Origin of the sequence: Streptomyces sp. NPDC005202 (genome assembly GCF_040608235.1) — a bacterium.
GTDB lineage: Bacteria > Actinomycetota > Actinomycetes > Streptomycetales > Streptomycetaceae > Streptomyces.
On sequence record NZ_JBEXHW010000020.1, the window covers coordinates 28300 to 40635 of the forward strand.

Sequence of the window (12336 nt, forward strand, 5' to 3'; positions counted from 1 at the left end):
GGGGACCCCCAAGTGACCACTCCGCCGCCCCAGAGCCAGAACCCGTACGCCCAGGACCAGCAGCCCTACGGGCAGGCCCAGGCCCAGGCACCCTACCCGCCGCAGGGTGGCTTCCCGCAGCAGACCGGCCAGCCCGGAGTCCCGCCGCAGCAGCCGTACGCCCCGTTCCCGCAGCAGCAGGGCGCCCCCGTTCCCCCGCCGCCCGCGCCGGCCGGCAAGCGCATGGGCAAGAAGGCCATACGCATCGTCGGCACCATCGTCGTCGCGGTCATCGTCGGCATCCTCAAGTTCGGCGCGGGCTGGTTCCTGACGCGCGACGACGCGGAGACCACCTCCGTGGGCGCCTGCATGCACAACGACGGCACGATGTCCAAGGCCGACCTCAAGGAGGTCGACTGCTCGTCCAGTGAGGCCCAGTACAAGGTGGTCCAGAAGTTCGACGGCTCGACCGACACGGACAAGTGCAAGGCCGTCACGGACGCAACGATCTCCTATGTCCAGTACGGCGGTGGCCACGACGTGGTGCTCTGCCTGAAGGAGACCAAGTAACACCTCGGTCAACTCATGACGAAGGGGCGATGTTTCACGTGAAACATCGCCCCTCGGCGCTTCCTGGGGGTCATGTTTCACGTGAAACATGACCCGCGCTTCGCGGCCTGCGACCTGCGACCTCAGCCCTGCTCGGCCCACCACTCCTTGAGGGCCGCCACCGCCGCGTCGTGCTCCATCGGCCCATACTCCAGGCGGAGCTCCAGCATGTGCTTGTAGGCGCGGCCGACGACCGGTCCAGGCTTGACGCTCAGGATCTCCATGATCTGGTTGCCGTCGAGGTCCGGGCGGATGGCGTCGAGCTCCTCCTGCTCCTGGAGCTGCGCGATGCGCTGCTCCAGGCCGTCGTACGCGCGGGACAGCGCAGCCGCCTTGCGCTTGTTGCGCGTGGTGCAGTCGGAGCGCGTCAGCTTGTGGAGGCGGTCGAGGAGCGGACCGGCGTCACGGACGTAGCGGCGGACGGCGGAGTCCGTCCACTCGCCGGTGCCGTAGCCGTGGAAGCGCAGGTGGAGTTCCACCAGACGCGAGACGTCCTTCACCAGCTCGTTGGAGTACTTCAAGGCCGTCAGGCGCTTCTTGGCCATCTTCGCCCCGACCACCTCGTGGTGGTGGAACGAGACCCGCCCGTCCTTCTCGAAGCGGCGCGTGCGCGGCTTGCCGATGTCGTGCAGCAGGGCGGCCAGGCGGAGGGTGAGGTCGGGGCCGTCCTCACCCTCCAGCGCGATCGCCTGCTCCAGGACGATCAGCGTGTGCTCGTAGACGTCCTTGTGCCGGTGGTGCTCGTCGCTCTCCAGACGCAGGGCGGGCAGCTCGGGCAGCACCCGGTCGGCGAGCCCGGTGTCGACCAGCAGCGTCAGGCCCTTGCGCGGGTGCGCGGACAGGATCAGCTTGTTCAGCTCGTCCCGGATCCGCTCGGCCGAGACGATCTGGATACGCTCGGCCATGTCCTTCATGGCCGTGACGACCTCGGGTGCTACCTCGAAGTCGAGCTGGGCGGCGAAGCGCGCGGCCCGCATCATCCGCAGCGGATCGTCGGAGAAGGACTCCTCGGGCGTGCCGGGGGTGCGCAGCACCCGCGCCGCGAGGTCCTCGAGCCCGCCGTGCGGGTCGATGAACTTCTTCTCCGGGAGCGCCAGGGCCATCGCGTTGACGGTGAAGTCACGCCGGACGAGGTCCTCCTCGATGGAGTCGCCGTACGACACCTCGGGCTTGCGCGACGAGCGGTCGTAGGCCTCCGACCGGTAGGTGGTCACCTCGATCTGGTAGCCCTGCTTCTGGGCCCCGACCGTGCCGAAGGCGATCCCGACCTCCCACACCGCGTCCGCCCAGGGCCGCATGATCTTCAGTACGTCCTCGGGGCGGGCATCGGTCGTGAAGTCCAGGTCGTTGCCGAGCCGGCCGAGCAGCGCGTCCCGGACCGAGCCGCCGACCAGGGCGAGTGAGAACCCGGCCTCCTGGAAACGGCGCGCGAGGTCGTCGGCGACGGGGGCCACCCGCAGCAGTTCGCTCACCGCGCGCTGCTGCACCTGGCTCAGGGCAGTGGGGGTGTCTTCGTTGGCGTTCGGCACAACAGAACAGGGTACGTGGCCCGGGCGACCGGCCGCGCCGCCATTAATCGCGCGTGGACGGCTTTCCCCACGCGCGGTAAGCAGCTCCCCCTACAGATCCCCCTGTACAGGCCAAAGCGCTGCCCTTGTGATGTACGGAACACTCCCCCCGGATATGGGCAGATTCGGCGCTGCCCACCGGTATTCCCGATCTTGTGGAAGACTCCGCGGCACTTCCGCTCGGCGCACATCGTTACCATGCCTGGACGCACATTCCGACGACCACTGACGACGACGAGGGACGGGCGAGCGCGTGGCCGAGGCGGCAGACTTCCAGGGGACCAGTCCCTCACCTGCCCGCCGCTGGCTACGGCGCGCCGGGGCACTGCTCGCCGGGGCTCCCCTGCTCGCCGGCCTGCTCCAGCTGCCCGCCGCACCGTCCGCGCATGCCGTCGGCCAGGACTCCGTCCGGGCCGCATCCGGCTCGCGTACGGTGGCCGTCTCACTCGACTCACTCAGCCCCAGCGCCCCCTCGGACGGGGACACGCTCACCGTCACCGGCACGGTGACGAACAACGGCAAGCAGGCGGTCACCGGCGCCCACGTGGGCCTGCGCGTGGGCCCCGCACTGAGCACCCGCTCGGCGATCGACGCGGTCGCCCAGCGCACCGGGTACGTGCCGGGCGCCGACGGCTCCGAGGTCGGCGGCAAGTACGTCCAGAAGTTCGCCAAGCTCACTCCGGGCGTCGCCGAGCACTTCAGCATCTCCGTGCCGGTCGACAAGCTGAACCTCGGTGCGGACGGGGTCTACGAGTTCTCCGTCTCGCTGTCGGGCCAGACCTCCGCGCAGCCCTGGGAACAGGTGCTGGGCATCCAGCACACGTTCCTGCCGTGGCAGCCCGCCGAGGCGGACACGAAGACAAAGACGACCTATCTGTGGCCGCTCGTGTCCACCGTCCACATGACGGCGGAGACGGGTCCCGGTGAACAGCAGACGCCGGTCTTCCTCAACGACGACCTCGCCAAGGACCTCGCCCCCGGCGGCCGCCTGGACGAGATGCTGTCGCTGGGCAAGGACCTCGACGTCACCTGGGTCATCGACCCGGACCTGCTGGCTTCGGTCGACGCCATGACGCGCAATTACCGCATCCGGACGGACAGCGGCACCACCACGGCGGGCACCCACCAGGCGGTCGCCAAGCAGTGGCTCGCCAAGCTGCAGGAGGCGGTGGCCGGCAAGGAGGTCGTGGCGCTGCCCTTCGCCGACCCCGACCTGGCCTCCCTCGCCCACATCGGCACGAGCGTTACCGGCTCGCTGAGCCAGCTCAAGGACGCCACCGACGTCGCCGCCAGCACGGTGGAGACGGTGCTCCACGTGAAACCGAGCACGGACTTCGCCTGGCCCGTCGATGGCGCCGTCGACCCCTCGATCGTCAAGGTCGCCACCTCCGCGGGCGCCGACAAGGTGATCGCGCGCAGCGACAGCCTCCAGGAGACCGGCGGCCTGACCTACACGCCGTCCGCGGCCCGCCCCGTCGGCGGCGGCACCACGGCGGTGGTCGCGGACGCGCCGCTGTCGACGGCGTTCGACGGCGACATGACGCAGGCCGGCACCACCACGCTCGCCGTGCAGCAGTTCCTCGCCCAGAGCCTCGCGCTCAACCTGCAGACGGGCAAGCAGCGCAGCATCGTCGTCGCCCCGCAGCGCATGCCGACCGCGAGCCAGGCCCAGGCCATGGCGCAGGCGCTGACGGCCCTCCAGCAGGGCACCTGGTCGCAGTCCCAGGACCTCGCCGCGGCCGCCAAGGCCAAGCCGGACCCCGGAGCCACCACGAGGGTCCCGTCGACCTCGGACTACCCCTCCTCGCTGCGCAAGCGGGAGCTGACGCGCCCCGCCTTCGAAGCGATCGCCAGGACGCAGGACAAGGTCGACAACTTCAAGGTGGTACTGACCGACCAGTCCCGGGTCGTCACGCCCTTCGGACGGGCCATGAACCGCGAGATGTCCACGTCCTGGCGCGGCCGGACCGCTGCGGCGGAGACCTTCCGGAACGGCGTGGAAAGGTACCTCGACGACCTCGCCGAACAGGTCAAGCTGATCGACAAGTCGGAGACGAAGCTCTCCGGGCGCAGCGCCACCATCCCGGTGACCGTGCAGAACAACCTGGTGCAGGGCGTCGACCACCTCGTGCTGCGGCTCACCTCGACCAACCCCACGCGCCTCAAGATCGGCGGCAAGGCCTACGCGGAGCAGCCCGTAGCGGTCTCCGGCGGGCACAGCCAGTCCGTGAAGTTCACCACGTCGGCCAACGCCAACGGCCGCGTGACGGTGGTGGCCCAGCTGTACACGCAGGACGGCCAGGAGTACGGGGATCCCGTCACCTTCGACGTGAAGGTCACCGAGGTCACGGCCACCGTGATGCTGGTCATCGGCGGCGGCGTCCTGCTGCTCGTCCTGGCCGGCTTCCGCATGTACACCCAGCGCAAGCGCGCGGCCGCCCGGGAGGCGGCGGAGGACGGCCCAGACGAGACCGGCGAGACCGTTGACGAGCCGGAGAACCCCGAGGGCCCCGCGGACCGTCTCAAGGAGGAGTCCGGCACCCGGTCCGGGCCGGACGACCCGGAGCAGCCGAGTGACCCGACACCGGACACCGCAGCGGAAAGCGCCGACCCGTCCGGGACGGGTGAGAGAGTGGACCGTTGAGGATGTCGTGGCCGGTGGGCCCGGGACGATGAGGTGGGGTAACCATGAACGCGCCGTACGACGGTGACCGCGGCCAGGCCGTGGGCAGCTCGGGCTACCCCGAGGCCCCGCCGCCCGAGCACGGCCAGGTGCCGCCGCAGCCTCCGGCGGACATGTACCTCCAGGACGCCTACGCGGAGGACCCCTACCGGGCGCAGGACCTCACCGCGCAGGACCCGGTCGGCGAGGCGCTGTACGACCGTGCCGCACACCCCCCGCCGTCCCCGGGCACGTACCAGCCGCACCAGCCGCTGTACGGGCCGCCGCCGCAGTCGCCGTACGCCCCCGACCCGCGCGTGTGGGCCCAGACCCCGCCGCCGGAGCCGTCGGGACCGACGCAGTACCTGCCCCAGGGCGACGATCCGCGGACCACGCAATACGTGGGCGTGGACGACCTGGTCACCCACTCCGGCGAGGAGCGCAACGAGCCGGACGCCTTCGCGCACCTCTTCCGGGACCAGCAGCAGGGCGGGTTCCCCGACCCACGGCAGGGCCGCTTTCCCAGCCCCCATCAGGGCGGCGGCTTCCAGGACCCCGGGCAGAGCGGATACCAGGACCCCGGGCCGGGCGGCTTCCAGAACACGCAGCAGGCCGGAGGGCGCCCGCCGATGGACGCCCCCTCGGTCCCCGGCCCCTCGCCGGCCCCGGTCACCGGTCAGGGACCGCTGGGGCAGTACGCACCGGCACCGGCCGCGGCCGGTGCGGCAGCCGCGCCCGCTCCGGCCGCGAAGAAGGGCGGACGGGCCTCGGGCCTGCTGAAGTCGAGCGCCGTGATGGCGGCGGGCACGATGGTCTCCCGCCTCACCGGCTTCATCCGCTCCGCGCTGATCGTGTCGGCGCTGGGCGTCGGCCTGCTGGGCGACACCTTCCAGGTCGCCTACCAGCTGCCCACGATGATCTACATCCTGACCGTCGGCGGCGGCCTCAACTCCGTGTTCGTGCCGCAGCTCGTCCGGGCCATGAAAGAGGACGAGGACGGCGGCGAGGCCTACGCCAACCGGCTGCTGACCCTGGTCATGGTGGCGCTCGGCGCACTCACCGTCGTCGCCGTCCTCGGGGCGCCCTTCCTGATCCGCCTGCTGTCCGACTCGGTCGCCGGCGACCCGGCGGCCAATCAGGTCGGCGTCACGTTCGTCCGCTACTTCCTGCCCTCGATCTTCTTCATGGGCATCCACGTGGTGATGGGGCAGGTCCTCAACGCGCGCGGGAAGTTCGGCGCGATGATGTGGACCCCGGTCCTGAACAACATCGTCATCATCGTCACGCTCGGCACGTTCATCTGGGTGTACGGCACCGCCGCCGACTCCGGGATGAAGGTCACCAACATCCCGCCGGAGGGCCAGCGGCTCCTCGGCGTCGGCGTGCTGCTCGGCATGGTCGTACAGGCCCTGGCGATGATCCCGTACCTGCGCGAGACCGGGTTCCGGCTGCGGCTGCGCTTCGACTGGCGGGGCCACGGCCTCGGCAAGGCCGCGACGCTCGCCAAGTGGACCGTCCTGTTCGTCCTCGCCAACCAGGCCGGCGCGCTCGTCGTCTCTCAGCTGTCCACGTCCGCGGGCAAGCACTCGCCCGTCGACGGCACCGGCTTTGCCGCCTACGCCAACGCCCAGCTGATCTGGGGCCTGCCGCAGGCCATCATCACCGTCTCCCTGATGGCCGCCCTCCTGCCGCGGATCTCCCGCTCGGCCGCCGAGGGCGACGGCGGCGCCGTCCGCGACGACATCTCGCAGGGTCTGCGCACCACGGCCGTCGCCATCGTGCCGGTCGCCTTCGGCTTCGTCGCGCTCGGCATCCCGATGTGCACGCTGATCTTCGGCTCCTCGGGCACCAGCGAGGCCACCAACATGGGCTACATGCTGATGGCCTTCGGCCTCGGCCTGATCCCGTACTCGGTGCAGTACGTCGTCCTGCGCGCCTTCTACGCCTACGAGGACACCCGGACCCCCTTCTACAACACGGTCATCGTGGCCGCGGTCAACGCGGGCGCCTCGGCCCTCTGCTACTTCCTGCTCCCGGCCCGCTGGGCCGTGATCGGCATGGCCGCCTCGTACGGCCTCGCCTACGCCATCGGCGTCGGCGTCGCGTGGAACCGGCTGCGCAAGCGGCTGGGCGGCGACCTCGACGGCTCCCGCGTCCTGCAGACATATGCCCGGCTGTGCATCGCCTCGGTACCGGCGGCTCTGCTCAGCGGCGCGGCCTGCTACGGCATCGGCCACACCCTCGGCCAGGGCGTCGTCGGCTCGTTCGCAGCGCTGCTGGCCGGCGGTGTCCTCCTGTTCGGGATCTTCTTCGTCGCCGCCCGCCGCATGCGCATCGAGGAACTCAACTCGCTCGTGGGTATGGTCCGCGGGCGCCTGGGGCGTTGAGGCGGGGGTACGCGCACAACCATCGTCCGCAGCTGTGTGTCGTGCATAGCGGCGGACTGTGGGCACAATTGGTTTCGGCGTCGGACAGCGCGCAACGGATGGGGAGGCAGGAGCGACGGTGGCGGAACGGAGCACGGCTGCCGTCGACGTGGCAGACAACAGCGGCGACGAGTCGCTGACCGCCAAGGCGGACCAGTCCACGGCCGACGGGGTGGCCCAGAAGCGGGAGCGGGACACGGACAACAACGAGGCACAGGGGAGCGGCGGGACCGAGGGTCCCGGAAAGGCCTCACCGCCCGAACTGCACAGCGGTCACAAGCTCGCCAGACGCTACCGCCTCGAGGAGTGCGTCACCCGTCTGGACGGATTCAGCAGCTGGCGAGCGGTGGACGAGAAACTCCGTCGCGCCGTCGGCGTCCACATCCTGCCCGCGGACCATGCGCGGGCCCGCTCCGTGCTGGCCGCGGCCCGTTCCTCCGCCCTGCTCGGCGATCCCCGTTTCGTCCAGGTCCTGGACGCCGTCGAGGAAAACGACCTCGTCTACGTCGTCCACGAGTGGCTGCCGGATGCCACCGAACTGACCACGCTCCTTTCCTCCGGGCCGCTGGAACCGCACGACGCCTACCAGATGGTCAGCCAGGTCGCCTCCGCCATGGCCGCCGCCCACCGCGAGGGCCTCGCCCATCTGCGTCTGAACCCCAATGCCGTGCTGCGCGCCTCCACCGGCCAGTGGCGCATCCGCGGCCTCGCCGTGAACGCCGCACTGCGCGGCATCAGCTCCGACACCCCGCAGCGCACCGACACCGAGGCAATCGGCGCGCTGCTGTACGCGGCGCTCACCCAGCGCTGGCCGTACGAGAACGACGCCTACGGCCTGTCCGGCCTGCCCAAGGATGTCGGTCTCATCGCGCCCGACCAGGTGCGGGCCGGCGTCCACCGCGGTCTGTCCGAACTCGCCATGCGCGCCCTCGCCAACGACGGCGCCACCGCCTCCCGCCACGAGTCCCCCTGCACCACGCCGGAGGAGCTGGTGAAGGCGATCGGCGAGATGCCGCGCATCCGCCCGCCGGAGCCCGCGTTCACCGCGCCGCCGGAGTACCAGCGCACGACGTACCAGCAGGGCTCGTACGGCCGTCAGGCCCCGCGCCCCGGCGCCACCCAGCCGGTCCCGGCCCCGCCGCCCCCGCTGCAGAGCCGCACCGGCAAGGCCCTGAAGTGGGCCGTCTCGGCCCTCCTCATCGCCGCCCTCGGCCTGGGCAGCTGGCAGCTCGCGGACGCCCTGATGGACCAGGGCGGCAAGTCCGACAACACGAACCAGACGCAGGACGGCAACGACAAGGACGGCAAGCAGCCGAAGCCGGTCAGGACGCTCAAGATCGAGGGCGCGCAGGAGTACATCGCCAAGGGCAGCGCCCAGCACCCCAACGACGTCGACAAGACGTACGACGGCGACAGCACCACGTACTGGCGCACCGCCAGCTACAAGGACGGCCCGGACATGAACCCGGCCTTCAAGCCCGGCGTCGGTATCGTCTACGACCTTGGCTCGGCGCAGGAGGTCTCGGCCGCTTCGATAGGGCTCCTGTTCGGCGGCGACCACACCACAGTCACCCTGTACGCAACGGACTCCATGAGTTCGTCGGTCCCGCTGACTTCGATGAAGAAGCTCGGATCGGTGACCACCGTCGGCACGACTGCCAAGGTGACCGTCGCCAAGCCGGTGAAGAGCCGGTACGTGCTGGTGTGGTTCACCGCGCTGCCGTACGCGCAAGGCGACACCTACAGCGACGCGGGCTACAAGCAGGCCATCACGGACCTGAAGTTCACGGGCTGAGCACTTCGTTTAAGGGGAGGGGGTCCGATGGCAGATGACACCGCATACGGCGACGCAAGCGATCAGGACCTCCTGGCCCGCCATGTAGAGGGCGATCCGGACGCCTTCGGGGAGATCGTGCGGCGGCATCGTGATCGCCTCTGGGCAGTCGCCCTGCGGACGCTGGGGGATCGCGAGGAGGCCGCTGATGCGGTCCAGGACGCCCTCGTCTCCGCCTACCGGGCCGCCCACACCTTCCGGGGGCAGTCGGCAGTCACGACGTGGCTGCACCGGATCACGGTGAACGCCTGCCTGGACCGGGCCCGCAAGGCGGCCTCGCGGAAGACCTCGCCGGTGGACGACACCGAGCGTCTGGAGCAGCTGCTGGAGCCGCATGAGTCGGCGTCGGCGCCCGCTGAGAGGAACGACGTGCAGCGGCAGCTCGTCGAGGCGCTCGGCACCCTCCCGCCCGACCAGCGGGCCGCCCTCGTGCTCGTGGACATGCAGGGCTACCCCGTCGCCGAGGCCGCCCGCATTCTCGACGTGCCGACCGGGACGGTGAAGAGCCGCTGCGCCCGGGGCAGAGCCAGACTCCTGCCCCTGCTCACGCATCTGCGGCCGGACAGCACCGGTGACAAATGGGAACCGGGCTTGGAACGGAACCGGACGCAGGGGACATCCGTCCCACCGGCAGCGGAACCTCATGACAGAGGTCCACGGGACACGGGGCCGAGCGATTCAGCTGCTGTGAAGGGCGGAGGTGGGCGAGCGTGACATCCACGACAGACACGGCCGGGCACCCGGACGTCGCGGAGATCTCCGACCTCACCGAAGGTCTGCTCGCTCCGTCCAGGACCGCGGACGTACGCCGGCATCTGGACGAGTGCGAGCTGTGTGCGGACGTCTACGCGTCCCTGGAGGAGATCCGGGGCCTGCTCGGTACGCTGCCGGGCCCCCCGCGCATGCCCGCCGACGTCGTCGGCCGGATCGACGCGGCTCTCGCCGCAGAGGCGCTGCTGAACGCCACGGCACCCGAGAACACCGACACACCGGCCCTCGTCAGTGTCACCCCTGCGGAGCCCGCAGCGGCCGACGGCGACGCGCATGTTTCACGTGAAACATCGGCGGCGGATCGTCCATCGGGTCACGCTCGGCCCTCCACCACCGGCCCGGGCCGCAAGGACCACAAACGGCGCGGACGCCGCAGGATCGCGGTCCTGGGCTCCGTGTTCACGGTCGCCGCCCTCGGTGTGGTCTCCGTGGTGCTGGCGTCTCTGCACGACGACAAGGGATCCGACACCGCGGCTCATGGCCAGCCGTCCGCCTCCGCGGACACCTTCTCCGAGGGAACGCTCAAGAACCAGGTCGCGGATCTCCTCACCAAGGCTCAGAAGTCGCAGGGCACCACCCACCCCCCGCACAGTTTCGGCGTGGATTCCGCTCCGGGCACCGACAAGCCGAACGTGCTGAAGAACCAGCCCACCGTCTCGGTCCCCACATGCGTCCGGCAGGGCATCGACCGCACCGGCACACCCCTGGCGGCTCAGGAAGGCACCTACGACGGGAAGGACGCCTATCTCGTCGTGCTGCCCGACGCCTCCGGCGACACCACCCGGCTCACGGCCTACGTCGTCGACGCGACCTGTGTGCAGCACCCGTCGACCTCCGCCAAGGTTCTGCTGTTGCACTCCTACGCGCGTTCCTGAGCGCGAACGCGTGGCCTTCGCCCTGCGTGGTATCCCGTACGCTGTCCCGCCTCCGTGTGCCCAAGCACACCGGGAATGCGCGCCCCGTAGGATCCGTTGGGTGGGGTGAGAGCTGTGAGAGAGGCTCCCACCGGCCGTACGACACAGTCCAGAGACGAGGAATCAAGCCGTGAGCGACGTCCGTAACGTGATCATCATCGGCTCCGGGCCCGCCGGCTACACGGCGGCGCTTTACACCGCACGCGCGTCGCTGAAGCCGCTGGTGTTCGAGGGCGCGGTCACCGCGGGTGGTGCGCTGATGAACACCACCGAGGTGGAGAACTTCCCGGGCTTCCGCGACGGCATCATGGGCCCCGAGCTCATGGACAACATGCGCGCCCAGGCCGAGCGCTTCGGTGCCGAGCTGGTCCCGGACGACGTCGTCTCCGTCGACCTGACCGGTGACATCAAGACCGTCACGGACACGGCGGGCACGGTGCACCGGGCCAAGGCCGTCATCGTCACCACCGGCTCGCAGCACCGCAAGCTCGGCCTGCCGAATGAGGACGCCCTCTCCGGCCGCGGTGTCTCCTGGTGCGCCACCTGTGACGGCTTCTTCTTCAAGGACCAGGACATCGCCGTGATCGGCGGCGGCGACACCGCGATGGAGGAGGCCACCTTCCTCTCGCGCTTCGCCAAGTCCGTGACGATCGTCCACCGCCGGGACACCCTGCGTGCCTCCAAGGCGATGCAGGAGCGTGCCTTCGCCGACCCGAAGATCAAGTTCGTCTGGGACAGCGAGGTCGCCGAGATCCAGGGCGACCAGAAGCTCTCCGGCCTGAAGCTGCGCAACATCAAGACCGGCGAGCTCTCGGACCTGCCGGTGACGGGCCTGTTCATCGCGATCGGCCACGACCCACGCACCGAGCTCTTCAAGGGCCAGCTGGACCTGGACGAGGAGGGCTACCTGAAGGTCGACGCGCCGTCCACGCGCACCAACCTGACCGGTGTCTTCGCTGCCGGTGACGTGGTCGACCACACCTACCGCCAGGCGATCACCGCAGCCGGCACCGGTTGTTCCGCCGCCCTCGACGCCGAGCGCTTCCTCGCCGCCCTCGCGAACAACGAGCAGAAGGCCGAGCCCGAGAAGACCACCGTCTGAGACCCCCACCCATCCCACCGCACGACCAGTTAAGGAGCCCAGCCGTGGCCGGCACCCTGAAGAACGTGACCGACGACTCCTTCGAGCAGGACGTCCTCAAGAGCGACAAGCCCGTCCTGGTGGACTTCTGGGCCGCCTGGTGCGGTCCCTGCCGCCAGATCGCTCCGTCCCTCGAGGCGATCGCCGCCGAGTACGGCGACAAGATCGAGGTCGTCAAGCTCAACATCGACGAGAACCCGGGTACGGCCGCCAAGTACGGCGTCATGTCCATCCCGACCCTGAACGTCTACCAGAACGGCGAGGTCGCCAAGACCATCGTGGGTGCGAAGCCGAAGGCCGCGATCGTCCGCGACCTCGAGGACTTCATCGCCGAATGACCGGCACGCCGTCGAGTCGGCGGCGCATGTTTCACGTGAAACACGAATGGGCCAACCCGAAGGGGTTGGCCCATTCGTTTTGACGGCAGCTGCC

9 protein-coding genes are annotated in these 12336 nt (G+C 70.0%); 8 read left to right on the top strand and 1 reads right to left on the bottom strand.

Annotation, left to right across the window (positions count from 1 at the left end; genetic code table 11):
* The first annotated feature begins 12 nt into the window (after positions 1-12).
* Positions 13-549: a hypothetical protein gene (locus ABZV31_RS25095; protein ID WP_355897851.1), complete on the top strand. Its 537-nt coding sequence runs from the start codon at positions 13-15 to the stop codon at positions 547-549.
* Between the two features lie 122 nt (positions 550-671).
* On the opposite strand, the gene ABZV31_RS25100 is transcribed toward ABZV31_RS25095, so the two are convergent.
* Entirely contained in the window at positions 672-2117 is a 1446-nt protein-coding gene (locus ABZV31_RS25100) for a CCA tRNA nucleotidyltransferase (RefSeq protein WP_355897854.1), read from the bottom strand.
* 292 nt (positions 2118-2409) lie between these two features.
* On the opposite strand from ABZV31_RS25100, the gene ABZV31_RS25105 reads away from it, so the two are divergent.
* The 7 genes from ABZV31_RS25105 to trxA all read left to right on the top strand — a co-directional run bounded on the left by ABZV31_RS25105 (position 2410) and on the right by trxA (position 12242).
* A complete protein-coding gene (locus tag ABZV31_RS25105) occupies positions 2410-4800 on the top strand; it encodes a DUF6049 family protein (RefSeq protein ID WP_355897857.1) in 2391 nt (796 codons plus the stop codon).
* Positions 4801-4844: 44 nt separating this feature from the next.
* Positions 4845-7205, top strand: a complete 2361-nt coding sequence (gene murJ, locus ABZV31_RS25110) for a murein biosynthesis integral membrane protein MurJ (protein WP_355897860.1) — start codon at positions 4845-4847, stop codon at positions 7203-7205.
* 118 nt (positions 7206-7323) lie between these two features.
* Entirely contained in the window at positions 7324-9039 is a 1716-nt protein-coding gene (locus ABZV31_RS25115; RefSeq protein WP_355897863.1) for a protein kinase family protein, read from the top strand.
* A 27-nt stretch (positions 9040-9066) separates the two neighbouring features.
* The gene (gene sigM / locus ABZV31_RS25120) at positions 9067-9792 is read left to right on the top strand and encodes an RNA polymerase sigma factor SigM (protein WP_355897866.1); all 726 of its coding nucleotides are present in this window, start codon (positions 9067-9069) and stop codon (positions 9790-9792) included.
* Positions 9789-10724 (top strand): hypothetical protein, encoded by a 936-nt coding sequence (locus ABZV31_RS25125; RefSeq protein WP_355897869.1) that lies wholly within the window; start codon positions 9789-9791, stop codon positions 10722-10724. Before sigM ends, ABZV31_RS25125 begins: the two co-directional genes overlap by 4 nt.
* A gap of 169 nt (positions 10725-10893) precedes the next feature.
* Complete coding sequence (trxB, locus tag ABZV31_RS25130; RefSeq protein ID WP_355897871.1) at positions 10894-11865, top strand: thioredoxin-disulfide reductase; 972 nt, start codon at positions 10894-10896, stop codon at positions 11863-11865.
* Positions 11866-11909: 44 nt separating this feature from the next.
* Positions 11910-12242 carry a thioredoxin gene (trxA, locus tag ABZV31_RS25135; RefSeq protein ID WP_003999720.1) on the top strand — a complete coding sequence of 111 codons (333 nt, stop codon included), beginning with the start codon at positions 11910-11912 and terminating at the stop codon, positions 12240-12242.
* The last annotated feature ends 94 nt before the right edge of the window (positions 12243-12336 follow it).